General features: G+C 61.3%; 20 protein-coding genes. 13 read left to right on the top strand and 7 right to left on the bottom strand.

All coding sequences use genetic code 11. The annotated features are described in order from the left end of the window. Nucleotides 1-10: 10 nt before the first annotated feature. Together C0Z19_RS10290 and copM are read right to left on the bottom strand one after the other, a co-directional pair. Nucleotides 11-1,234 (bottom strand): MFS transporter, encoded by a 1,224-nt coding sequence (locus C0Z19_RS10290; protein ID WP_102609722.1) that lies wholly within the window; start codon nucleotides 1,232-1,234, stop codon nucleotides 11-13. A gap of 390 nt (nucleotides 1,235-1,624) precedes the next feature. Further along, complete coding sequence (copM, locus tag C0Z19_RS10285) at nucleotides 1,625-2,056, bottom strand: CopM family metallochaperone (protein WP_102609721.1); 432 nt, start codon at nucleotides 2,054-2,056, stop codon at nucleotides 1,625-1,627. Between the two features lie 382 nt (nucleotides 2,057-2,438). On the opposite strand from copM, the gene C0Z19_RS10280 reads away from it, so the two are divergent. The 3 genes from C0Z19_RS10280 (at nucleotide 2,439) to C0Z19_RS10270 (ending at nucleotide 4,017) form a co-directional block, all read left to right on the top strand. Continuing rightward, nucleotides 2,439-2,825, top strand: coding sequence for a RidA family protein (locus C0Z19_RS10280; RefSeq protein ID WP_102609720.1), 387 nt, complete (start codon nucleotides 2,439-2,441; stop codon nucleotides 2,823-2,825). A 64-nt stretch (nucleotides 2,826-2,889) separates the two neighbouring features. Next, entirely contained in the window at nucleotides 2,890-3,489 is a 600-nt protein-coding gene (locus C0Z19_RS10275) for a TMEM175 family protein (RefSeq protein ID WP_102609719.1), read from the top strand. Nucleotides 3,490-3,693: 204 nt separating this feature from the next. Further along, nucleotides 3,694-4,017 (top strand): hypothetical protein, encoded by a 324-nt coding sequence (locus C0Z19_RS10270; RefSeq protein ID WP_175084026.1) that lies wholly within the window; start codon nucleotides 3,694-3,696, stop codon nucleotides 4,015-4,017. 64 nt (nucleotides 4,018-4,081) lie between these two features. Here the strand turns inward: C0Z19_RS10270 and C0Z19_RS10265 are convergent, their stop codons facing one another. After that, entirely contained in the window at nucleotides 4,082-4,264 is a 183-nt protein-coding gene (locus C0Z19_RS10265) for a hypothetical protein (protein WP_102609718.1), read from the bottom strand. A gap of 217 nt (nucleotides 4,265-4,481) precedes the next feature. Between C0Z19_RS10265 and C0Z19_RS10260 the strand changes: the two genes are divergently transcribed. The 9 genes from C0Z19_RS10260 to C0Z19_RS10220 all read left to right on the top strand — a co-directional run bounded on the left by C0Z19_RS10260 (nucleotide 4,482) and on the right by C0Z19_RS10220 (nucleotide 13,574). Further along, nucleotides 4,482-5,438 carry a chemotaxis protein CheV gene (locus C0Z19_RS10260; RefSeq protein WP_102609717.1) on the top strand — a complete coding sequence of 319 codons (957 nt, stop codon included), beginning with the start codon at nucleotides 4,482-4,484 and terminating at the stop codon, nucleotides 5,436-5,438. A 157-nt stretch (nucleotides 5,439-5,595) separates the two neighbouring features. Further along, nucleotides 5,596-8,082 carry a type VI secretion system Vgr family protein gene (locus C0Z19_RS10255; RefSeq protein ID WP_102609716.1) on the top strand — a complete coding sequence of 829 codons (2,487 nt, stop codon included), beginning with the start codon at nucleotides 5,596-5,598 and terminating at the stop codon, nucleotides 8,080-8,082. A gap of 14 nt (nucleotides 8,083-8,096) precedes the next feature. Then, a complete protein-coding gene (locus tag C0Z19_RS10250; protein ID WP_102609715.1) occupies nucleotides 8,097-8,903 on the top strand; it encodes a DUF4123 domain-containing protein in 807 nt (268 codons plus the stop codon). Between the two features lie 2 nt (nucleotides 8,904-8,905). Then, entirely contained in the window at nucleotides 8,906-9,700 is a 795-nt protein-coding gene (locus tag C0Z19_RS10245; protein ID WP_233196082.1) for a DUF3304 domain-containing protein, read from the top strand. Further along, nucleotides 9,697-11,517 (top strand): T6SS phospholipase effector Tle1-like catalytic domain-containing protein, encoded by a 1,821-nt coding sequence (locus C0Z19_RS10240; protein ID WP_158242966.1) that lies wholly within the window; start codon nucleotides 9,697-9,699, stop codon nucleotides 11,515-11,517. The genes C0Z19_RS10245 and C0Z19_RS10240 overlap by 4 nt, the downstream gene beginning before the upstream one ends. Nucleotides 11,518-11,538: 21 nt before the next feature. Then, nucleotides 11,539-11,796, top strand: coding sequence for a PAAR domain-containing protein (locus C0Z19_RS10235; protein ID WP_102609712.1), 258 nt, complete (start codon nucleotides 11,539-11,541; stop codon nucleotides 11,794-11,796). A 108-nt stretch (nucleotides 11,797-11,904) separates the two neighbouring features. After that, nucleotides 11,905-12,492, top strand: a complete 588-nt coding sequence (locus tag C0Z19_RS10230; RefSeq protein ID WP_233196081.1) for a CDP-alcohol phosphatidyltransferase family protein — start codon at nucleotides 11,905-11,907, stop codon at nucleotides 12,490-12,492. Between the two features lie 59 nt (nucleotides 12,493-12,551). Next, nucleotides 12,552-13,094: a lysophospholipid acyltransferase family protein gene (locus C0Z19_RS10225; protein WP_425330275.1), complete on the top strand. Its 543-nt coding sequence runs from the start codon at nucleotides 12,552-12,554 to the stop codon at nucleotides 13,092-13,094. A gap of 81 nt (nucleotides 13,095-13,175) precedes the next feature. Next, entirely contained in the window at nucleotides 13,176-13,574 is a 399-nt protein-coding gene (locus C0Z19_RS10220) for a phosphatidate cytidylyltransferase (protein WP_233196089.1), read from the top strand. 600 nt (nucleotides 13,575-14,174) lie between these two features. Here C0Z19_RS10220 and C0Z19_RS10215 read toward each other — a convergent pair. The 4 genes from C0Z19_RS10215 to C0Z19_RS10200 are packed head-to-tail and all read right to left on the bottom strand — an operon-like array spanning nucleotide 14,175 to nucleotide 20,877. Then, nucleotides 14,175-15,374, bottom strand: a complete 1,200-nt coding sequence (locus C0Z19_RS10215; RefSeq protein WP_102609709.1) for a DUF3322 domain-containing protein — start codon at nucleotides 15,372-15,374, stop codon at nucleotides 14,175-14,177. After that, complete coding sequence (locus tag C0Z19_RS10210; RefSeq protein WP_102609708.1) at nucleotides 15,349-18,705, bottom strand: ATP-binding protein; 3,357 nt, start codon at nucleotides 18,703-18,705, stop codon at nucleotides 15,349-15,351. Before C0Z19_RS10210 ends, C0Z19_RS10215 begins: the two co-directional genes overlap by 26 nt. Beyond that, nucleotides 18,702-19,430, bottom strand: coding sequence for a DUF4194 domain-containing protein (locus C0Z19_RS10205; protein WP_102609707.1), 729 nt, complete (start codon nucleotides 19,428-19,430; stop codon nucleotides 18,702-18,704). The genes C0Z19_RS10210 and C0Z19_RS10205 overlap by 4 nt, the downstream gene beginning before the upstream one ends. Next, nucleotides 19,414-20,877, bottom strand: coding sequence for a DUF3375 domain-containing protein (locus tag C0Z19_RS10200; RefSeq protein ID WP_102609706.1), 1,464 nt, complete (start codon nucleotides 20,875-20,877; stop codon nucleotides 19,414-19,416). The genes C0Z19_RS10205 and C0Z19_RS10200 overlap by 17 nt, the downstream gene beginning before the upstream one ends. A gap of 128 nt (nucleotides 20,878-21,005) precedes the next feature. On the opposite strand from C0Z19_RS10200, the gene C0Z19_RS10195 reads away from it, so the two are divergent. Continuing rightward, nucleotides 21,006-21,926 carry a helix-turn-helix transcriptional regulator gene (locus C0Z19_RS10195; RefSeq protein WP_102609705.1) on the top strand — a complete coding sequence of 307 codons (921 nt, stop codon included), beginning with the start codon at nucleotides 21,006-21,008 and terminating at the stop codon, nucleotides 21,924-21,926. Nucleotides 21,927-22,679: the final 753 nt, after the last annotated feature.

Raw genomic sequence — 22,679 nt, 5'->3', positions numbered from 1 at the left:
ATGCGGCCACTCATGCATGACGCCTCGTGGCCCGCATCGTCCCGATATAGCCGACCGATACGACGGCCACGCCGATGATCGAAATCCCCACGGCGACCGGTGCGATCGCGCTGAGCGCGCCTGCGAGCGCGCCCGACATCGCCTCGCTCGTATTGGCCAACGTCGAAAACAAGCTGAAGTTCTTGCCCACGTTGGCGTCGGTAGACAAGTGTTGAATGTTCGTCGGCAAGACGACATCGACGAACGCGCCGATCGCGCCAAGCAGGAAGCAACCGGCGAATGTCGCGGGCGCACTGACGGCGCACAGCGGCAGCAGCGCGAGCATGAAACCGTAGCAGCGCCAATACGTCATCAGGCTCGGTGTGCTGAAATCGCGCGAGACGCTGCTGCATAACAACGCGCCGCTTAGCGCGCCCAATGCGATGAAGCTCATCGCGTAACCGATCACGCTATCGGCGTAGCCCTCGCCGATGAGCATCGTAGGAATGAGCACGCGCAACGCGGCTCCGACGAACAGGATGCAGAGCGCGGAGTACCCGATGCTGACCGACAGCTCACGTCGGCCGGGCACTGCCTTGAAGTTGCCCGCGAACTCGCCGTACAAGCTGCGCAGCGGGCATCGCGCGGTCCCTTCGGGGGCGTCGCTGCGATCCGATGCTGGAATCGTCCTCCACACGCAAAGCGCCGATACGAGATAGGTCACCGCGTCGATTGCGAGCACATAACCCACATCAGTCACGGCATAGAGCAAGGTGCCGCCAAGCGCCGGACCGATCAGCCCGCCCATTTCGGCAGCCATTTGCGCGGCGCCGTTGGCGATTGGTAAATGCTCGGCCCGCACCAGCGAAGGCATGGCGCCTTGAAACGCCGGCTGAAACAGCGTGCGAAACGCAGTCATCGACATGCCGATCAGCGCGAGCGCCGTCACACCGATGTGGCCGTTCGACAGCAACAGGCAGAACGCGCTCGTGATCGCCATGCGCGCCAGATCGGCGCCGATCATCAGCGCGCGGCGCGACAGGCGGTCCGACAGCGTGCCACCGAGCGGGCCCAAGACGAGGTACGGAATGAAGCGAAAGAAGTAGATCGCGCCTGACAGGGCTACGTTGGCCTGCGTGACGTGCAGCACCGTGATGATGAACACGAACTCATGAACGCCGTCGCCGATTTGCGACAGCAGATTGCCGGTTAGCAGGACCGAGAGTCGGCGCTCCTGGCGCAACATGGCGAGCATCGTCTCTCCTATACAGCGGGCACAGCCACGTTCGGACACAACGATTCCCGCTTGACGATGCGGCGGCCGGGGTCTTTCAGTGGGTCCATCACCATTGCGTTCATCAGCAGTTGCGGTTGATACGAGAAGCATCCGAGCGGCGCCGGGCGGTGCGGGCGAATCGACCTCGCAAACAAGCGACGTTTATCTCGTCCAAGCGAATTTAACAAAGGGGGACAGCTCGACGAACCCATCAAGCTTGATAGGCGGTGCAATCGTTTCGGATGTGAAAGGCGGTCGGTCGGCAGGCGTGCTTACGCGCTGATGCGCTGATGCGGAGGAACGCGGGCGCGGCAAGCGCCCGCCATTTCGAGACAGGCGGGGAGTTCGAGCGCGGCGGCGATTGGCTGTTTATCGGCTGCCGTGTTTGGCTTGCCATTGCTTCATGAATTCGATTTCTTTGCGCTGGCTGCTGATGATGTTCCGAGCCAGACGCTTCAGCTGCGGATCTTTGCCGTATTTGAGTTCGACTTCGGCCATCTCCACCGCACCTTGATGATGGGGCGTCATATGCGCAACGAAGTCTTCATCGGCATTGCCCGTATAGGCCGTCCCCTGCATCCCTTGCATCATGCGCTCGTCGGCGGCCTTGAACGCGGCCGTCGAGTCGCCGGAAGCCGTCTTGCCGCTGGCCGGCGCCGATTGCGCCTCCGCGGTGCTGCTCATGTTGCTCATACCGGGCATCGATGCCGCGTGCTGAGCCAGGACGGAGAGCGGTGCGGAACAAAGCGCGGCCGCTGCGGCGCAGAGGAGAAGAGAGCCGGGTTTACTGGCGCGTTGCATGGAGATCAGCTCCTTGTCGAAGGTGGGCCGCCATCCGCTGATCGCGGACGGGCGCGGGGCTCCATTGTCACCCGGAAGCGCCCGCGTTGCGCCGTGGTATGCAGCAAGTTCGATGCCGGGCCGTTGCGCAGCGCGCTGAGAAAGAGCTTCATGGCCGGGATTCGGAGGTCCGCGTATCTGCCTGGAAATCAAGGCACAGCCGGCTTATCGGCAAGGCCGCGTGGCGACATCAGCGTTTCAAGTATTCTTCATTTGCCATCATGACCCTTGCAGACGGTTCGGCGACAGGACCGGCGCACCTGTGCTCAAATCACGCTTCGCACGACACATCGATCGTCGCGCCACCCACCACAGGCAACACGTCACCGAGGAGAAACGTTTCATGCAGCCCACCGTCACGCATCCGGCCACGCCGTTGCTGCCCAAACCCGGCGGCCACTACAGCCATGTGACCGTCGCCAACGGTTTCGTCTTCGTCTCGGGGCAGTTGCCCATTACGCCCGCCGGAGAGAAGCTCTCCGATCAGCCGTTCGACGTGCAGGCCAAGCAGGTATTGTCCAATCTCGAGCAGGCGCTGCTGGCTGCGGGCAGCGACATCGACAAGCTGGTCCAGGTGCGGGTTTATCTGAACGACCTCGCCAACTGGACGGCGTTCAACGACGTCTACGGGCAATGGATCGGCGAGGCGCGCCCGTCGCGGGCGGTCGTGCCGACGGGCCCGTTGCATTTCGGGCTGAAGGTGGAAGTGGAAGCGACTGCGGTCGTCTGACGAACAGGGCAGCGGGGACTTCGGAAATCCGACGGGCCCGCGCTCGAACCGCGAACTCACAACGATGGAAAAGAACCGGTTGGAAGCATTCAGCGACGGCGTGATGGCGGTCATCATCACGATCATGGTGCTCGAACTGAAGGTGCCGCACGGAGAAGACTTCGCGGCGCTGGCCCAGTTGTGGCCCGTCGCCATGAGCTACGTGCTGAGTTTCATCTACGTCGGCATCTATTGGAACAATCACCACCACATGCTGCAGGCGACGCGGCGCGTGAACGGTGCGATTCTTTGGTGGAATCTGCATTTGCTGTTCTGGCTGTCGTTACTGCCGTTCAGCACCGGATGGATGGGCGAAAACCATTTTGCCCGGTGGCCGACGATGCTGTACGGCGTCAACCTGCTGGCCTGCGCCTGCGCCTGGTTCATCCTGCAGACGGGGCTTGTCCGCCACCACGGTCCCGACAGCCTGCTTGCGCGCGCGATCGGTCGCGGCCTGAAGGGCAAGGCATCGCCCCTCTTGTATCTGCTCGGAATCGGCGCCGCATGGCTCGGGTATCCGGGCATCGGGCTTGCCTTCTTCGCGGGCGTGGCATTGCTTTGGCTCGTGCCCGATCGCCGCCTCGAACGGCTCATCGCCACGAGCGACGCGAAGCAGGAGCCATGAAGTCAGGTACCGGCGCGGGACAATGATAGCCGCCGCCCTGGGCGCACGCGGCGCCGGCTGCAGCGGTCGAAGCTGAACTTTTGTGAAAGCGCGCTTTTGGCCGCGTCATGCGTCCGTTGCGTTGCGCTCGCGGTCAACCGCTGCGTTCGAGCACCGTTAACGGGGAGGAGCGCTTCGCTCTCACCACTTCAGGAGGGACTGGTCATGTGGAACAAAGTTGTCATGGCGGCGATCGCGGGCATGTTTGCAGTGGGCATGGCCCAAGCCGCAACCACCGACGCGGCGGCAAGCGCGGCGCCGGCTGCCGCAGCAGCTTCGGGAAGCTGTGAATCGCAGGCCGTCGGCAAGAACGGCAAGCCTCTGGCGGGCGCGGCGAAGTCCTCGTTCATGAAGAAATGCACAGCCGACAAGATGAAGGCGGCAAAGAACGATTGCTCGAGCAAGGCCGTGGGTTCGAACGGCAAGCCGCTCGCCGGTGCCGCAAAAGCCTCGTTCATGAAGAAGTGCGAAGCCGACGCCGCGAAGTAAGACGTTGCTGAAAAGCGGGACGAGCCGATCCGGCTCGCCCGTCGGGATATACCCTACCCGCTGGCTAGCCGACGCTCGGCTCGCCTTCACCGGGCTGCTTTCCCGGTCTATCGGCCGGAGACTGCTTGCGCCCCTTGTCGTCGCGCTGCGGGATGCGGCTGCGTGCGTCGTCGCTGTGGTGCGCCGGCTTTGGCTCCTCAGCCCCTTGTTCCGGCTCGGATTGCGGCTCTGTGCTGTTACGGTTCATGATCGCCCCACGGTCGTTGCAAAGGTGAACGGTGGCACGCAAGAAACGCGCCGCGCCGGGATACCTGCGTTCGTGACGACCGCGCCCTCTTTTTTTAGTCGGCCCGGGTCCGTCACCTGCCTTTAGTTTTTCCTGTTCGCCGCCGACAACCAGACAGGTGGCGTCTTGCGCAACGACTTGCGGGGACGCGCATGGGGAATTCACGCAAAGGCAAGGCATGACAAGCCACGACATCATGCACGATGAGCGCACGCAGCTCACGAGCAAAAACAAGTTCGAACTTCTTCTCTTCCGCTTGGGGCAAGCTCGCCCCGGCGTGGAGCCGGCGCTTTACGGCATCAACGTCTTCAAGGTTCGCGAAATCATCACGAACCGCGAGATCACGCCGATCGCGGGCGCGCCCGACGTGGTTTCGGGTGCCATCGACATTCGCGGCCAGATCATTCCGGTGATCGATCTCTGCAAATTGACGCGCAATACGCCGACGCGAGAGCCGAACATCCTGCTGATTACGGAATTCGCACGGACCACGCAGGCGTTTGCGGTAGAGGACGTCGACGACATCGTGCGGCTCGAGTGGAGCCAGGTGCATCCGGCCGAATGCGCGGGCGGCGCGGGCTATATCACGAGCATTGCGCGCTTTAACGGCGAATCGGGCGAGCTTCGTTTGGCGCAGGTGTTGGACGTCGAGCAAGTCATGCGCGACGTGTTCCCCGAGCAGCATCGCGACGTCAACAAGACCGAGATCAGCGCGGAGATGCACTACGCGGCGGGCGGTAAGATTTTGGCCGCCGACGATTCGGCGTTTGCGCGGACGTTGCTCGATCAGGCGCTGACGGCGATCGGTGCACCGCACGTGCTCGCGACGACGGGCGAAGAAGCATGGCAAATGTTGCAGCGTTATGCCGACGATGCGGAGAAGGAAAAGGTACCTGCACGCGACAAGATCTCGCTCGTGATCACCGATCTGGAAATGCCCGAGATGGATGGCTTCATGTTGACGCGTCGCATCAAAGCGGACGAGCGGCTCAAGCATATTCCGGTGATCATTCATTCGTCATTGACCGGTTCCGCGAATGAGGCCCACGTGCGCAATGCCGGCGCGAACGGATATGTCGCGAAGTTCGCGCCGAAGGAGCTCTGCGAGGCGATCACGGAGGCTTTGGCTTCGTAGTCTTCCTGCCGCGAAGGGCGGCACGGAGGTTGCCGCCCCCTTGCAGATTGCCATCAAAGTTAATTGGTCTTATCTTCACCGCATCCCGATACTTAACTAGAAAAACCTCTGGATAATCGCGCGACCTCGATCATCGACCTGGATATCAGGCGCGCTTATGACTACCGGCTTATCCGCAGAAGACTTCCAGACGATCGCCTCTGGAAGGCAGAAGAATCGGCTTCTGACGTTGTCGTTCCCTGAGGGCAATGCGCCGTATAGGACTTTGCTCGTCAATCGTCTCGAAGCCGAAGAATCTCTCTCGCGTGATTTCCGCTACGTTCTGGAAATCCTCTCCGACAACGCCAGGCTCGACCCGAAAGACTTCACCGGAAAGCGCCTCGCCGTGCAGCTTCTTCGCGAAGACGGCAGCTTTCGATACTTCAACGGCTATGTCTTCTCATTCCGACTCGTTAAAACCGATGGCGACATTGCGTTTTACGAAGCCGAGTTGGGCCCGTGGCTGCGCTATCTGACGTTAAGCAAGCGCAATCGGCTGTTCAGTCAATTATCGATACGCGGCCAGATTGCCGCCGTGTTCGACAATCACGGCACGCTGCCGGTGTGGGAGTGGAAAGTGCGCCAGCGCGACACGCCCATGACGATGGCCTGCCAGTTCGACGAGCACGATCACAACTACGTCCATCGCCGTCTGGAGCATTTGGGCCTGTGCTACTGGTACGAGCATACGGCCCACGCCCATACATTGATCGTCTCCGATCCGCTGCGTGACGAGCCGCAGATCGACGGAGGCACCTATCAGATGCCCTATCAGCGCGAGGCCGGCTCGAAAGAGGCCGATGGCATCGCCTCTTTCTCGCCCGCCCAGCAAGTCACATCGACGCACACGGCCATCTCGCGCGCCGACTTCAAAGATCCAGAAGCAAACGCCCACACATGGGGCCTGGTGAAAGGACGGATCGCCGGCTTTCAAGGCAGCGGCATGCACCCGCTCGAATGGCACGAGTATGCCGGCTCTTATGGCTACCGCAACACGGAGGACGGCCAGGAACTGAACACGCGGCGCACCGAAGCGATCGAGGCGAGCGCGCGCTGGTACGAGGCCAAAGGCAACAGCCGCTTTGTCATGCCGGGCCGCTGGTTTCGCCTGACCGATTCGTTCGGATATGCCATCAGCCGCAATCCGTACGACGACGAATATCTGATCGTGTCGGCGCATCACGTGGCGACGAACAACTATCTGCAGGGCGTGGACGTACCGGCCGTCTACCACAACAGCTTCACGTGTGTGCCCAAGCGCACCCGGTGGCGGCCGATGCCGGGCTACAACAGCGTCGATACGCGCATCCTCGCGCCGCAAACGGCAACGGTTGTCGGGGTTAAGGGCGAGAGCCTCTATACGGACCAATACGGCCGTGTGCTGGCGCAGTTCAACTGGGATCGCGAGGGCCGTTGCACGACGTGGGTGCGCGTATCGAGCCACTGGGCCGGCGGCAGCCAGGGCATGACGGCGCTGCCCAGAATCGGCTCCGAGGTGATCGTCATGTGGGTCGACGGCAACCCCGATCATCCGATCATCGTCGGGTGTGTGCATAACGCGCTGAAGCTGTCGTCGTGGCAGTTGCCGCATCAACGGGCGCTCACGGGCATTCGTACGCGTGAGCTCATTCGCGATGCGGGCAACCGCGCCGGTGGCCGGAGCAATCATCTGGTTCTCGATGACACGGAGAACGCCATTCAGGTGCAACTGCGCAGCGACCATGGGGCGAGTCAGCTGTCGCTGGGCAGCATCACGCGTATCGAAGACTGGGAGGGCCGCAAAGACGCACGCGGTGAGGGGTTCGAGTTGCGCACCGATGCCGTCGGGGCGATCCGCTCGGGTCAGGGCCTGTTGGTCAGCACCGAGGTGCGGCCGCAAGGGCGATCGCACCTCGCCGATGTCAGCGAGCCTGTGTCGCGCTTGAACCAAGCGCAGACGCTGCATGGTCAATTGGCCAGGCTCTCGCAGCACCATCAGGGGCAGGAGCGGGGAAGCGATCAGACGCAGGTGGCTGAGGTACTGCAATCGCAGGCCGATGGCATCGAGGGCTCAGGCGGCGGCCATGGGTCTTTCCCCGAACTGAGCGAGCCGCATCTGCTGCTTGCTGGCGCAGCGGGTCTTGAGATGACGACGCCCGCGACCGCACACCTCGCAAGCGGCCAGCACGTTGCCGTCACCGCCGGTCAAACCGTATCGCTCGCAGCGGGTAAATCGCTGCTTGCGAGCGTATCGGAGAAGTTTTCGCTGTTCGTGCATCGCATGGGCATGAAGCTCATTGCCGCGAGCGGCAAGGTGCAGGTGCAAGCGCAGAACGACGACCTCGAACTGCTTGCGAAGAAGGTCGTTGCAATCATCAGCACGACCGATTGGATCACGCTCACGGCCAAGCAGGGTATTCGACTCAATGCCGGCAACAGCGAGCTTGTGATCGACGCCAACGGCATCAACGGCAAGACACCGGGTGCCAATGTCATTCATGCGGCTGCCCATCAAACCGTCGGCCCGCAGAACGTGCCGACTGTCTTTCCGAACGTTCCCGACACGTTTTGCGAGCGGTGCTTCGAGATCGCCGCCGGTTCGGGCAACGCGCTCGTGCCTCATTAAGGAAGACATTTCACATGAACGAGTTCGTGTTAATCGACGCAGCCATCTGGCGCGGCCTCCGTCAATTCGACGCGCTAACGCACACGGCCAACGCGACTCCGCTTTATGCGGATCTTGCCTCTGCGAGTGCCAAGCAGTATGGACCGTGGCTGTTCGATGCTGACGAGTTCAAGACCTGCGTGCCGGGCGATGAACCGCTCGAGTTGCCGTGGCGATATGGCGTTAGCCGCGTCTTCAGCGAGGCGAGCCTTGCCAGCCTCGCCATGCACCTTGAATCACAACGCAGCATCGCGATGGCCGAGGGCGATCGGTACTTCCTTCGATTCGCAGACACCCGCGCGCTGGATGCGCTGGCGCGCGTACTGACAACGAAACAGATCACGCGACTCAAAGGCCCGGTGACGCAATGGCACTACCTGGATCGCTTCGGCGATGAGAAGGCGTTTGGCCGGGGTCTACCGGCCGATGAGCATCGCCATGCCGAGATCGTTCTATCGGATGAGCAATGCGCCGCGTTACTGGAGCAAGCGTTGGCGGGGGCTTTGGCCGATGCGCTGGCAGTGGGCGGAGCGCAAACCGGCGAGCCGCATCTGTCTGCCGGGCAATACCGCCACGTCGAGGCATCGGCCGCGTTTGTACTGCTGCATGGCATCGAGCCGTTCGAGGTGCAACGTCACGTCGCGGCGGCGGCTGTTCAGACCGATGGTTCGGTGCTCACGGACGCACGGTTTCTGAAGCGGGTCGAGTCGCTGCGCGCGTCGACGCAGTGGAGCGAGCTGGTGAACTGGCATGGGGATACGGCCCCTCAAACAAGGACATAAAAATGCCAAAAACAACCTGCCGGGCGTGGCTTATCTCGTTTGGCTTTGCACTTACTGCGGCGCTAAGTCCTGCGCCAGCTTATGCCGGTATGGGAGGTATCGATCACCTCGCGGACAACCTGAGCATCACTGACTTCTGGGTCAACGGCGCGGGAGGCTTCCAGGCCGGAACTGGCAACGCCGGTGCTCCCAGCCCTGCACTGCCCGAGAAGTGGCATCCGGGATTGACCGCGCATGTTGTTTGGGACGTGAGGGACTGGGAGCACGACACAGGGAAGACTTACGAGGCCGACGTGCCGATTGAGCCCTACGGCGAAGACGGTGGTCGCGTTTGGGTGCATTTCCTCGCCAACGGCGACGTACGTGTGGTGGTGTCCAACGTAGGGCCGAGCGCACCCAATTACCCCGGCCCGCACGATCCCATTCCTCAGAAGGAGCCGTCGGATATGTATCCGGCACGGCACGACTGGCGTGACACGAACGAGCACCTCGCGGATATCGCCATCGCCAGGCAGCACTGTGCAGCAGCGCCGGATATCGATCGCTGCATGAAGCAGGTGCGGGAAGAGGTGTTGGACGATCAGCGCGAAGACGCGCGCCGCTATCTGCCGCGGTGCGCACGGATAACAACCGGCCCTGCCTACCAGGCATGTAAGAGGGACGCGTGGGAGAAGATGCGTGCCGCGCGCCACGTCCGTCGCTGCCAAGCAGCGCCGCATCTTGCCGAATGCACGTCACAGAAGATAAAAGAGCCTACGTCCAAATCCGCCAAAACCACGGGAGCACCGAGCCAATGAACGAAGAGATCAGCCTCCTGCGGGCAGCCGCCCATCCGAACCATACCGAGGGCGTGACCGAGACCGGCCCGAGCCGCTGGTATCGCCCAGACAAGTGCGAATTCTGCATCGAAATTGGTGTGTTCTTCGACGGCACCGGCAACAACCAGGACTGGGCCGAGCCGGGCCTCGGCGGGGCGACGCAACTGCAGCGCAAAAAGGACAGCAATGTCGCCAGGCTCTACCGCGCTTATCCCGACAACAAGCGGAAGGGATACTACCCCCTCTACATTCCCGGGGTCGGCACGCCGTTCCCCGAAATTGGCGAGGACGGGCCACGTACGTTGGGAATGGGCTTCGGCGCAGGTGGCAACGCCCGCATCCTGTTCGGAATGCTGCACATCCTGAACGCGATGCACGGTTCGCTCGACAACTACGACACGCCGATGATCGACGAACGAACGGTCAAGGCGCTTTGCACGAACGGTTGGTTGCCGCTGCAGAATCCGGACGAGGCCGCTGCCCGCCGCATATCTCCAGCCGACCTGCGGGCGCTGGAGATGGTCGACATGAAGCACGAAGGCGGCCTTCTGACCATGGGCGGCATTTCGCATCGCACGAAATTCTTAAAACAGCAGTTCGCACAACTCGCGCAGCGGATCGCCGACACGCGAGCGCCAAAGCTCGTAGAAGTCTTTATCGACGTATTCGGCTTCAGCCGCGGGGCGGCCCAGGCACGCGTGTTCTGCAACTGGTTGGACGAGTGCTTCGAGGGCGACACACTCGGCGGCGTTAAAGCGCATATCCGCTTTCTCGGCATCTTCGATACAGTCGCCGCTGTCAGCCTCGGGCCTGCCGCGGGCCGTTGGACTGACGGCCACTACGACTGGGGCGAGCCGAAGAACCTGCGACTCTCGCCACGCGTGCGCCACTGCGAACACTACGTCGCAATGCATGAGCAACGCGAATCATTTCCGCTCGACGATATCTGCGCACCCGGCGAGGCGATGCCGCCACGCTGCCGCCAGTTTCGCTTCCCGGGGATGCACTCGGATTTGGGCGGTGGCTACCTGCCCGAAGAGCAGGGCAAGAATGGCGGCGAAGATGAAAACAAGCTCGCGCGAATTCCATTGAACATGTTGTATCAGGCGGCCCGGGCAGCCCGGGTGCCGCTCGATAGCGACAACGCCACCGTCGTCGACGGCTGGAATGCATTCGCGATCAGCGACCGGCTCCAATCCGACTACACCGCCTTCATCCAAGCCAACGGCACCGGCGTCCGCGCCATCTCCGACTGCCTCATCGACATCCTCGCGTGGCGTTATCTGCATCGTCACGTCTACGAGACGCTACCGTTCTTCCAAAACGCCGGTGACGGCGACAAAGAAGACCTGCTTGGCGCGCACCGGATCTTCATGAACGACATCGGCGAGGTGTACGACGCGCAGATCCAACTGCGCGACGCGAAGGAAGCCGTCGGGAGCGCCAAGCTATCGCTACGCGGCCGGATCTTCAGGCTCAAAGCAGCCGAGCATCAATATGCGCAAGCCGCCCAAGCCAAGAAAAGCATCCCGAAGGCACGACGCGAAATTCTGGAGAAGGTAGTCCAACGCCAACCTGGCGACGTAGAACTGACGTTCTTCAACACCTACTGCCACGATTCCTACGCAGGCTTCAAGCCATTGGATACGGCCATCGTCGGCACTCTGTTTTCCCGCAACGCGCCGTGGGAAAGCGGCGGCTACCTGCGATACCGCACGCGCTATGCGGGCGAGAACCTGCGCCTCGCAATGCACGAACTCCACCAAAAACACCGCGCAACCGCAGCCGCTGCGTAACAGCGACACAGAGCACTTCCCATGAAACACGAAAACGGCCGAGGCGTAATCCGCCTGCACGACAAGACGACCCACGGCGGCGAAGTCATCACAGCCTGCGACGACATCACGGCAATGGGCCTGCCCGTCGCCGTGCAGGGCGACATGACCTGGTGCCCCCAATGCAAAGGCAATTTCAAAATCCTGCCGGAGAACAGCCCCCGTTTGCATCACGGCAAACCGGTCGCCTATCACGACGACCCGACCGAATGCGGCGCACAGTTGATTTCATCAATGTAGATGGACAAGAATAAAAGGCAATGACGCCAATAACCAAAACCGAGGAGCCCGATCCCAATGGATGAAAACCGCCGACCAATCAAATCCAGATCGAACCGACTCATCCTCATGCTGGCAGGCACGCTGGCCAGAAGCGCTATCACACCGAATCAAATCTCCGGCGCAAGCGTGATCTTCGCTGCAATCGGCGCGGCCGCACTGATTGCCTCCGACAGCATCGGGGCAATGATCATTGCCATCGCAGGCATTCAACTGCGTCTCGTGTGCAACGTGATCGACGGACTCGTCGCAATCGAAGGCGGGAAACGGTCGGTCGTCGGCGCGCTTTACAACGAATTCCCCGACAGGCTGGCCGACACGCTTCTACTCGTCGCGGCCGGCTATGCGGTCGCAGCGCCGTCCCTCGGGTGGGCCGCCGCCCTGCTCGCCGCGCTCACTGCGTATGTGAGAGTCTTCGGCGGCGTAGTCGGTCTCGCGCAAAGATTCATCGGGCCGATGGCCAAGCAGCACCGCATGGCGCTACTGACGCTCGGGTGTGTCGCGAACGCGGCCGAAACCGCATTGCATCGTCATCACATCTGCCTGTTCATCGCGCTCGCGATCATCGCGGCCGGCAGCGCCCTGACCTGCATCACGCGAACGCGCGCAATCGTGCGAGACCTGCATGACGTCGAGGCAGGGGCCAATCATGCGTAACCTGCTGCAAAGCCTCCTACTCGGCGTAGTGCGCCTGATCGTGGGCGCGCACGGTCGCCATGGCGCGGCCGAACAACGGGCAGACGATCTACTTCGCCAATCACGCGAGCCACGTCGATACGCTCGCCATCCTCGCCGCGTTGCCGCGGGAAACCCGCGCCCATGTCCGGCCGGTCGCCGCTCGCGATTACTGGGATTCGTCATCGACGAAACGCTTCATCGCCAACCACGTTCTCAACGTCGTCTTTGTCGAACGCAAACGCGAAAGCGGCGAAGATCCGCTAGAACGCGTGAAAGAAGCGCTGGCAACCGGCTCATCGCTGATCATTTTTCCCGAAGGCACGCGTAGTCTCGATGGCGACATCGGACCGTTCAAAAGCGGGCTTTACTGGCTATCCCGACAATTCCCGAACGTCGCGCTCGTCCCCGTGCATCTGTCCAATCTCGCACGCGCGATGCCCAAAGGAGCCGTGCTGCCGGTTCCAGTCAGTTGCCACGTATCGTTCGGTGGCGAAATCGCCCGGGCCGCAGAAGATAAAGACGCGTTTCTGTTTGAAGCGCGCGCCTCCGTGATCCGCCTGCAAAACACCGCCAAGGGATAACCATGCCACACGCTTTTTGGATCACCCTCGTTGGAATCCGACGGGTTGTTCGCGATTTTCATCCCCGTATACGCCTTTCTCGTGCTCGCTGCCGCTGCCGCCTTTTCGCAAGACACAGCCGATTTTCTCGAACGCACCGCAAAAATCCAGTGGGCGCTCATGGTATGCGTCTATTCGCTGAGCTACGCGCCTGCGCTTCTGCTGCTGGACTTCCCGCACTACTTCAACGATAACGGGCCGTTGCTGCATTTCTTCCTGCTCGTCGTCCAGGCAAGCGATGTCTTCCAATACGTCTGCGGCAAGCTTTGGGGGAAGCACAAGCTCTCGCCGCTCGTGAGTACGTCCAAGACCTGGGAAGGTCTCATCCGCGGCGGCGCGCTCGCGATTGCGCTCGGCACCGCACTGCATACGCGCCCCTTCCTGAAAGTTCATCAAATCTTGAATGAATACAAGTTCTCCGTCCTTACGCTTGTCAGATAGTCTCCGGAACAGGTCGGCCGTTTGCGATATGGTCAACTCGTGCAGTACGTTTCGACAGAAGTAGATGTGGGGGCGCGGCAGATCAGGCCACTGCTTATAGAAATCATCTACGGACAGCAATTCGACTCGCCGATTCAGTCGCTTCTGCCGAGCAACTGCTTGAACCTCGGCCAGCATCTCGTCGAAGTCGACCGCCACGTAGGCCCAGTTGCTGTTCACGAATTCGGATGAGCCCGCCAATCGCTCAAGTAAAGTCCCCTTACCACAGCCGATGTCAAACAACGCCCCTTCTGGCGACTTCATTGCCTCTTCCAGCAGAGTAGTGATCAGCGTAGAGAGTTGCGGATCGGTACTTGCATCTACTGGCTCTTGAACCGGCGCGGGCTCCAGGTAAGTATTCAAGTAGCGCTGAAAGCGCAAATCTGCATTCGCAGCCCCGTCATACGGTTTCCCCCAAAATAATTCATTTACAAAAAAGGGGCCGGCCAGCACCGACACCGTTGCAGTGATGCTAACCGCGTCGGACGCCCAGCAAACCATCACATGGTTGACTCATTGAATCGCCACAACCACCTAAGGCACCCTTAGGCCGCTGGTTGCTCATGAGCCACTCTGGAGTGGCTCACCCCCTTGAAGCGCACGCATCAGCACGGCCATGGCATCAGCCCAGCCCAACCGCTCCTGCTCCATCCGAATGCGAGTACCCCATGCGCTGGCTCTCAGGTTTTCATAGACCGACCGCTCCTCCGCCGTCAACGCGTCAAGAGGAACGTTGGGACACTGGGCAGCCTCCTGAACCCACAACGAGCGGTGCGATAGCAGCGTCTCCTCATCCATTAGGACCGAGCGGAGGTGCGGCACGGCACGACGTGCGCGATCCAGGATGGCGAAACCGTATGTGTCAATATCACCCCAGTACAGAACCACCTCTGCCCCAACCAGCCACGGAAGTGCTCTTACCGCACCAACGGCGCTTCCGAGCCGCATGACGACCACCGTGTCGGGCAAATCGGGCAGCGCCAAGCCGGTCTCCAGGTTCTCGACAACGACAACAGCCCGGGGCGAAATCGGCAACGCCGCTATGTCTGCCACCGGCGCTTCGATGTCGCATAGACCTCCAATGGCCTGTCGCGAGGCGGGGCAAAGAGCCCGAATACGTACCCGATGCGCCGGCTTCCTCAGCCCAAAGACGCGATAGAAGTCACCTTCCTCTTCGCTGACCTCACGTAGTGATCGAAGCAGGCCCGCGACCAGGCCCGTGCGCTTCTCAAGCCACTTCGTATCCACCCCTTCCACCGGTATCTGGCGAAGATACAAGCCTGATGCTGGGTTCGCGTTCAGCCAGGCCAAGAGGGAAACTAGCCGCTCGAAGTCCACGGCGGAATAGTCCGCGAGCACATCGAACCGCGTTGCGAGCGCACGCACCCCCATGTCTGGCCACCGCTCCCGCATCTGCTGACAGCGTTGCATGGCAATTTCCCAGCGCCGCAACTGCCCTACGCAAGCAGCGACAGCCACCGCATCCGGCAAGGTCAAGCTGACCGGCAGCAGATGCCGGCCCAGCCTGGCGAACTGGCGCTCCTCGAACACAAGCTCACCTGGCCCCGTCCTCGACTGCCAGGCTGATGCCCAAGCCCTGACTGCCGCCACGTCGTCCGTGATGTCCTTTTCGGTCGGGACACCCAAATTGACCGTCAGCGGCCACGCACCCTCGCCTGCCAACCAGTTCTGGTGCTGGTTATTGAAGCGCCGAACGAGGAAGTCCCGAGCGGCGTCAGGAGATAGCAGCTTCTTCGGCATTGCGAACGTCCTGGGTCAGCTTCAAGCGCTGAGCGCCACGGTCGTACTCGATGGGAATGACAGCCGACTTCTTGCGGTCCTTGATATGCACGAAGCAGGCGCCGCCGATGAACGGCTCCAGCGTCATCACCGACTTGAGCGGCGTTGCCACAATCATCTGGAAGCCAAAAGTCTTGAAGATATTCATCGCCATCGCAGTGAACTCGGCATCAGCCTTGTCGAAAGCCTCGTCAAGCACCACGGTGGAGTAGCTCGGCAACGCCCTGTCCTGACCGCCAAGTTGATAGCGCAGTGCAGCAGCCAAGCAGGTCGCCGCCAGCTTCTGGCGCTGCCCACCCGATTTGCCGGCTCCGCTGCGGTAGACATCCACCTCGATGTCATCGCCGTCAAGCTCACGAGCGACAAACTCCACGTGTTGCCTGACATCGAGCACCAGGTTGCGCCAGTTCTTGTCCACGGTCTCCTGGCTCGCAAGACGCTTGACCAAGGCCGCCAAGGTCTTGAAACGCGCCTCGGCCAGATCGCGATCATTCGAGAAAGAGTGGCTGAGCGACTCTTTCAAGCTCGCGCGAAACAGCCGCACGTCCTCTAGCGACTTATCCGTCGTCTCGATGACCAGGTGGGTCCCCGGGTTGAATGGCGCGGTTTCCAAGCTCTCGTTAACCAGCTCCATGCGTGAGCGGATAGCCGAGCGCTCTTCGTCCAGCTTGGTCGTCAGCAGCGTGAGGTTCTGGTCGCTCTGTTCGCGAAGCAGGCTGAAGAAGCGGTCCTCATAGGCGGGCAAGTTGTCGTCTTCGAGACGCTTGAGCTTGGCCAAATAGTCGTCCGCACTTTCCAGCGTTGCGTCGAGACCGCCAGCGACCGCAGGCCACAAGCGGTTGAATTCGACGAACCGCTGAACGATGGAACCTTTCAACTCCGTCAAGCGAGACTCCAGCGCTCGCAACTCGTTGCCGAGCCCTCGGTCGACCTGCGCATGCACCTGGTCGAGACTCTCAAGAGTGACTTCCTTGCCAACGGCCTCGTACCTGGCTCCTATCTGGTCTGCGAACGCCGGCGCGCGATCAGAAGTCGGCCACAGACGCGCCAGCTCGGCGAGTTTGCCGTTCAGCTTTTCGAGGTCCTTGGCGAGGCCCCGGCCTTTCGCGTCCTCGTCGTTCTTCTTGCCGACAGCCTTGGAATGCACCGTCTCCTGCGTTTTGATACGGTCGTCCAGAACGGCTAGGTCTGGCCGCGCATCCCGTTCCGCCTTCAGACGCATCGTCAAGTCGTCAATGCGAGCCAGGAGAGCGCCAACGTCGACATCATTCCAGGTCAGATTCGACAGGTTCTGGCAGTGCAACAACTGCTCTTGTTGGGCGTCTTCCTCGTCACCAATCTTCTCTAGCGCCGTCTGTAGTTCGGAGATGCGCCCACCCAACTCTGCGGCCTGGTTCTGGTACAGCGCCAGCTTCTCCTTGTTGTCGAAGCCCAAGACCCACTGGCTGCGGTCGTTGACGTTGTGTCGGTCGTTCTTCTCGTGCCGGGTCGTGCTGTGCTTGACCAAGCCTTCCCTCGTGACCGCGCGTGGCGCATTCCGGAAGGTCTGCATGGTGTCAGCGCACTCGAGGTCAAACGCGTGCTTCAGTTCCTCGCGAACCCAATCGCCGAAGGCCCCTGACGCCAGGTTCAGTTTGCGCACCAGCGAGTTCGGACCGGGGGTGCGCCCAGAGGTCTGTTGGATGGTACGGAAGTACACCAGGCGCTCGCCGATGTTGCGCTCGTTCAGGTAGCCGGAGACTGCGGAGTAGTTCTTGTCGTCGACGAGGATGGCTCGCGCGAACCCGCCGAGAACACGCTCAATGGCACCTTGCCATTCGGCCGAGTCGGAACGCACTTCCACCAACTCTCCAACGAAGGGCAGCTTCTCTTCCGGGATCGAAAGATCGCGCGCCATGCGCTCTCGCAGATCCACCAGCCGCGCAGGGATGTTCGATTTCTGGCGCTCAAGCGCCTTTACCTCGGCCACGGTCTTGGCGAAGTCCTCGCTCGCCTTCCGGTGGTCAGCCTTGAGCTGGTCCTTGCGGCTTTCGAGTTCCTTCTTCAGGTCGCGGGACTTCAGAACACGCTGCTTGGCAGCCTCCACCCGCTGAACGAACCAAACGACGCTATCGGGCACTGCCCAGCCCATGACCTGGCAGGCCGCGGCCGCTTGGTCGCGCTTCCCCATCCGGATAGGCTTTTCAGCTTCAGCCGCCCTGATGTCTTCTTCCAGACGGTCAAGAACGTCAGCGCCCATGTTGAGCTTCTGGCGCTGCAGGTCCGTCAGCTTCTCGAACTCGATGTCGGCAATCTGGGATAGCCGCTGAACCTCTTGGCGAGACGCCTCCTTGTCCACTTCCAGTTCCGCAACTCGCTCATCGAGGAGAGCCTTGCGACGGAACTCTCGGTACTGGTCAGTGGCGGTCTGGATGGCCTGCAAGCAGTTGCGCTCGTTGCTCCCTCGCCCCAACTCCATGTGCTCATCACGCGCCGGCTTGAGCGTCTGGATTTGCTTGCGAGCCGCCACCACCTCCTGGTGCGCCTCGTTCAGCTCCCCGAACTCGTTGACTAGGCTGGTGGCGATGCCAAAGGTCTCGGGCTCATCGAGCATGAAATCCCGCAGGAACACGTTGAGGTCGCCGAGATTCTTGGCCGACTGGGTCTTGTGCAGGAGCCGAAGCGCACGCTCGTTGTCGATACCCAGCAAGCGGCGGAAGCGCTCCTGGTAGGCGCTGAACTCGGTATGCACCCTGGCATCAGGCAGGTCATGCTTGAAGCGCCGCGTGTCGAACTCGTTCTTGGCAAAGAACTCCAGTTCCTGCACGTCAAACTCGCGCTCCAGGGTCAGATACAAGCGCTTGGCGTCCCCTGAGGCCGTCGAGTTTCCCTTGACCCATAGAACCTGCGCGAGAACGACTACATGGCCCTGCTCGTCGCAGTAGGTCTCGGCGATGGCCGACCAAGTCGTGCCGCTGCGCAGGTACTGCGAGACGTACTCACCGCCATCCCCCGTCTGCTGCGCCCAAGCGCCACGAAGGTAGGTCATCACGCTGCGGTCACGCCCATGTCGCTCGGCCTCGCGAGCAGCGACGTTGAAGTCCACCCACTTCGGCGGCGTCAGCAATGCCGCATGAGCGTCCAAGACTGTCGACTTGCCCGAGCCGGATGGGCCGACAAAGAGGTAGCCCTCCTTTGGTATCGGGAAGTCGAAGACGTTGGAGAACGTGCCCCAATTGAACGTCTGGATGCGGGTGAGCCGAAACTGGTCATCGGCGCCGTCGAGCAGGGCGATTTGGCCAACGGAGTTCACAGGGCTTCCTCCTCATCTTCAGGGCTATCAACCTGTCCGTCGCCTTCGATACCGTCCTCGTGAGCCGCCGCTGGCGCAGATACCAACGAGGCGTACGTTCTCGCCAAGTCCTGAATTTCCTCGGCGGAGAACAACAGCTTCAACGTCGGCGCCACCTCGTAGCGCTCGCCAGAGCCTCGGATGAACTGCAGCAGGCTCAGCTTCTTGGCCTTGTCAACGGCGTTGACAATCTGCCGCTCGAACTTCGCGTGGTCGGGATTGCTGTCCCGCTCAAACACCGACAAGTGCTGCTGCATGTCGCCGAAGGACACGACCGCGCGCTCGCCCTGAGCATCGGCCTGGGTCAAGCGCTGACGCAGGAACAGCAGCAACGCCGTCTCTAAGAATGTCAGCGACGCCTTGCGCAGCAGGATGGGCACGTCGAGCTCTTCGGAGACGACCTGCCGTGTGAACGCGACGCGCTGCTCGTAGTCAATGACAACTTCCAAGAACAGGTCGTGCATGCGCGACCGGATGACGGCTTCGTCGCGCAACAGCACTGGCCAGAGCTTGGACTGGCGCCGAGCGTCCACCGAAGGGCCCAGAAGCAACTGCACGAGCACCCGCCGAGTGTCGATGGGAAGTCCGCCTGTGTCCCCGCGGAAGGTTGTCGCTTCTGCGGTCGGCGCGTCAGGTGTCGGCTCCTCGGCAAGAGGCTCGTCCGTCGTATCAGTCAACGAGTTCAAGATAGCGCTCCCTCATGAAATAGATGGTCGGCACCTTAGCGCGACGCTGCGTCGCGTCGTCACCGGTCCACGAAACAATTTCGGAACCGTCCGTGACTTCGCCATGCTTGGCGCCTAGGGCCACGTATCCAACGACGCTGCCAAGCCCTTGCTCTGCCGGGAACTCCGTAAGGACCTGGCCGATGGTGACTTGCGATTGGCGTTCGAGAATGGCACGCAGATGCGCCTTGAGCGTCCGGAAGTCGATTTCAGACTGGCGGACGAGTTCGCTCACTGCATCGAGGTCCAGCTCCGAAGGCTCGGCGGCCAGCATCGACGAGTCGGTCACACGCTGCGCCGGGTCATACAGAGCCCACTGAGATACCGACCGAATGCGGCTGCTGGATTGCATGAGCTCGAAACCGACCTGCTCGTTTGGGCGCACCATGTCCTTGGCACTCAGTGCCGCTTGTGTCGCCTCTTTCAGCAAGCTGTGCAGCCGACGGTGCTCCAGGAACTCCCGGCTCTGGACGAAGCTTTTCAGACTGCGCGCGAAGTGCTGCAGCACGTCGTGCACGCCACGGCCCTCGTTGAGCAGGGCACCTGTCAGCCCCAGCAGGAATTTCCGTTCGTGTGACTCCAGTTGCCGTGCGAAGGGGCGCCCCGTCACCTCATCCAGTGACTCCCGTAAAGTGGCGGCTTGCTCGCTGTCTGTCAGCAGCCGCCAGAAGGCATTGAAGGTCCGGCCGGCATCGCTCTCGCCGATGAGGTCCACGCCTGCGAAGAGCTGCTCCAGTACCTCGCCGCGGCTACCCTCGTTCTCAATGAGGCTCTGCCGTAGCCCACGGTTCAAGCGATCAAACTCATCCCGAACGCTCCGGAAGTCGGCGGCAAGTTCCTGTGCCAGGGCAATGACCTCGCGCGCACGTTCCAGCGCTCGGTCTGGCGCGAGCGTCTTGACGCTTCCGCGTTCGACCTCTTCGATAGCCCTGTCGATGCGGTCGCGCTCAGCGCGCAGCGCTGCCAAGCGAGCTTCAGGGCTGGTGTTCGTCTCCTCGGCCAGGCGTGACAGTTGATGGATGACGACTGACAGCCGGCTCTCCGTCGCTGTGGTTCTCGGCTTCAACAGGCTGGTGACGAAGCGCAGCGCGGTCAGAGCCTCAGCCGACAGCTCGTACTCCTCCTCGGGAGCGCCGGTCGGAAACCGCCGCGTCAGCCATCCCTGGTTGAGCCATTCGGCGACATAGGCCTGAGGCGCTTGCGGCAGGTCTTCGCCTGCCGAGCGCAGAGCATCGACGTCACGAGCAAGGCATTCCAGAAGCACCGAGCCTGGTAGAGCTTTGTCAGCCTCCATGAACAACGACTGCAGCAGCGCAATCACCACTGGGGCCTTGGTGGCCGCAAGCAGTTTCCACAGCGGCTGCTCCCGCAGATTGCGGAGGGCCGCAGCACCGCGAAGCGCCTTCATGCAGCACCTCCGTCGACTCGACTGACGCTCGCGACTCGCACCTTGGACCTCCAAGCTGAACTGTTGTTCAAATTTACGACTATTTTTTATACTAGTCTAGTTTTTGTTCTCATGACAAAATCTTCAACATGAAGGAACATACCAGCCCAACATCAGACACCGCCAAGGCGGCCAGCCGCCCGGCCGGCAGGTGGAGCCAAGAACGTCGGCTGGAATTCATCGACTTCCGCCTGCGATGGGACGGCCGACTCAACAGAGGGGACCTGATAGACTTCTTCGGCATCTCCGTGCCGCAAGCGTCTCTGGACATATCCCGGTACACCGAGCTGGCGCCAGGCAATCTTGTGTACGACCGAAGCTCGCGGGTTTACCTCGCCTCGGACGGCTTCAGCCCCCTTTACGCGTCGAGCGACGCAAGCCGCTACCTCAACGAATTGCTCGCTCAAGTCGCCGGCGTTGACTCCAGGCCCAGCAGCTTCCTCGCATGGGCTCCCACGGTGGCTACTGTCCCTAGCCCCGGACGAACGTTTCGCATTGATGTCCTTGTCGCGTTGTTGAAGGCAATCCGTGAGGGCACGGCCTTGCGCGTCCTCTATCAGTCGATGACACGACCGCAGCCGACCTCGAGAACGCTGTCTCCCCATGCGCTAGCCCATGACGGATTTCGCTGGCACGCGCGTGCCTACTGTCACACGCGCAAGGAGTTCCGCGATTTCGTGATTGCCCGCATACTCGAGGTCAACGGTTCGGAGCCCGCAGCGACGGCCAGCGCTGAAGACGACCAGGAGTGGCACACCATCGTGCCCCTGGTGCTTGTTCCGCATCCGAAGTTATCTGAGTCTCATAGGCGAGCGATAGAGCTCGACTTCGGGATGAAGGACGGCCAGGTCGAGTTTCAGTGCCGTCAGGCGTTCCTCTTCTATGCTTTGAGACACCTACGGCTCGATCTTGACCAGTCTGCCAGGCCAGAAGCGCAGCAGATTGCTTTGAAGAACCGAGCATTCGTCGAGACAGTTATGGCTGGACGGATATCTACCGCCCAACGATGAAAATGGCACTGGGTGCGAAATGCTGTAATGCCGACCACCCCACCAGTTAACACGGCTTCTGCCTGGGACACTTGCTAGTCGGAATTGCCGTGGGCGCGGCGGGCATCTCGTCGTCATGGGCTGCTGCCGATTTCAAAGACACATTGTTTAGCTGTAAGAGCGGCCGGCAGTAGCCAAGTGGTCGGAGAGCCCCCAGTTTCCTCTCAGTGCTGCCGCATTTAAAGCATCTTGGACTAGCATTCCTCTCGGAGGGAAAGCGACCACCAAATCGACAACGGTGAAAGAGTGTGTGCAACTGGGTTAATTCGACTGGCGTGGAATCCAGCCCATCCGTCTCCCATGCTGGTTGCCGGTCACGAACACAGGCGAGCAACTGCGCGCGCCGCATGAGCGGCTTTACACCTCCGAGCTAAAGTCGAATCTGGTGTGCGGGGGAGTTGAGGCGAAGTTGAAGGCGGTGGAGGTTTCAGCTGAGAATCTGATTGTCGAAGTCGGAAACCAGCAAAAAAGCAAACCATCCACCATGAGCAAGGATACGGAAAAAGCAGTCGTCGGTCTATCGGGAGACCAGTGACCATCGTCTTCGTAAGCCCGGCAGCTCATGGCGCGCATAGGACAAATGGTACTGTATATACATACAGGCCACTACCCTTTGCTCGCGTTCCTGGTTTCTCCCAGTCCAAGGGTCTCAGTAACCCCCGAGACGGCCCGCAGGCATAGCCGACAACTCTAGCGCCGCAGGTGTCGGGCAAG

The sequence above is a fragment of the Trinickia soli genome, from assembly GCF_002879855.1.
Classification (GTDB): domain Bacteria; phylum Pseudomonadota; class Gammaproteobacteria; order Burkholderiales; family Burkholderiaceae; genus Trinickia; species Trinickia soli.
The sequence above is the reverse complement of the archived record's forward strand: the minus strand, read 5'-3'. Positions and strand labels throughout refer to the sequence as shown.

Bases quoted from the DNA above. Each gene is read 5' to 3' on its own strand.
- C0Z19_RS10245 (WP_233196082.1), top strand. From the start codon at position 8,906: ATGCCAAAAACAACCTGCCGGGCGTGGCTTATCTCGTTTGGCTTTGCA.
- C0Z19_RS10290 (WP_102609722.1), bottom strand. From the start codon at position 1,234: ATGCTCGCCATGTTGCGCCAGGAGCGCCGACTCTCGGTCCTGCTAACC.
- C0Z19_RS10235 (WP_102609712.1), top strand. From the start codon at position 11,539: ATGAAACACGAAAACGGCCGAGGCGTAATCCGCCTGCACGACAAGACG.
- C0Z19_RS10195 (WP_102609705.1), top strand. From the start codon at position 21,006: ATGAAGGAACATACCAGCCCAACATCAGACACCGCCAAGGCGGCCAGC.
- copM (WP_102609721.1), bottom strand. From the start codon at position 2,056: ATGCAACGCGCCAGTAAACCCGGCTCTCTTCTCCTCTGCGCCGCAGCG.
- C0Z19_RS10225 (WP_425330275.1), top strand. From the start codon at position 12,552: ATGGCGCGGCCGAACAACGGGCAGACGATCTACTTCGCCAATCACGCG.
- C0Z19_RS10275 (WP_102609719.1), top strand. From the start codon at position 2,890: ATGGAAAAGAACCGGTTGGAAGCATTCAGCGACGGCGTGATGGCGGTC.
- C0Z19_RS10250 (WP_102609715.1), top strand. From the start codon at position 8,097: ATGAACGAGTTCGTGTTAATCGACGCAGCCATCTGGCGCGGCCTCCGT.
- C0Z19_RS10230 (WP_233196081.1), top strand. From the start codon at position 11,905: ATGCTGGCAGGCACGCTGGCCAGAAGCGCTATCACACCGAATCAAATC.
- C0Z19_RS10270 (WP_175084026.1), top strand. From the start codon at position 3,694: ATGTGGAACAAAGTTGTCATGGCGGCGATCGCGGGCATGTTTGCAGTG.
- C0Z19_RS10215 (WP_102609709.1), bottom strand. From the start codon at position 15,374: ATGCCGAAGAAGCTGCTATCTCCTGACGCCGCTCGGGACTTCCTCGTT.
- C0Z19_RS10240 (WP_158242966.1), top strand. From the start codon at position 9,697: ATGAACGAAGAGATCAGCCTCCTGCGGGCAGCCGCCCATCCGAACCAT.
- C0Z19_RS10260 (WP_102609717.1), top strand. From the start codon at position 4,482: ATGACAAGCCACGACATCATGCACGATGAGCGCACGCAGCTCACGAGC.
- C0Z19_RS10255 (WP_102609716.1), top strand. From the start codon at position 5,596: ATGACTACCGGCTTATCCGCAGAAGACTTCCAGACGATCGCCTCTGGA.
- C0Z19_RS10200 (WP_102609706.1), bottom strand. From the start codon at position 20,877: ATGAAGGCGCTTCGCGGTGCTGCGGCCCTCCGCAATCTGCGGGAGCAG.
- C0Z19_RS10280 (WP_102609720.1), top strand. From the start codon at position 2,439: ATGCAGCCCACCGTCACGCATCCGGCCACGCCGTTGCTGCCCAAACCC.
- C0Z19_RS10265 (WP_102609718.1), bottom strand. From the start codon at position 4,264: ATGAACCGTAACAGCACAGAGCCGCAATCCGAGCCGGAACAAGGGGCT.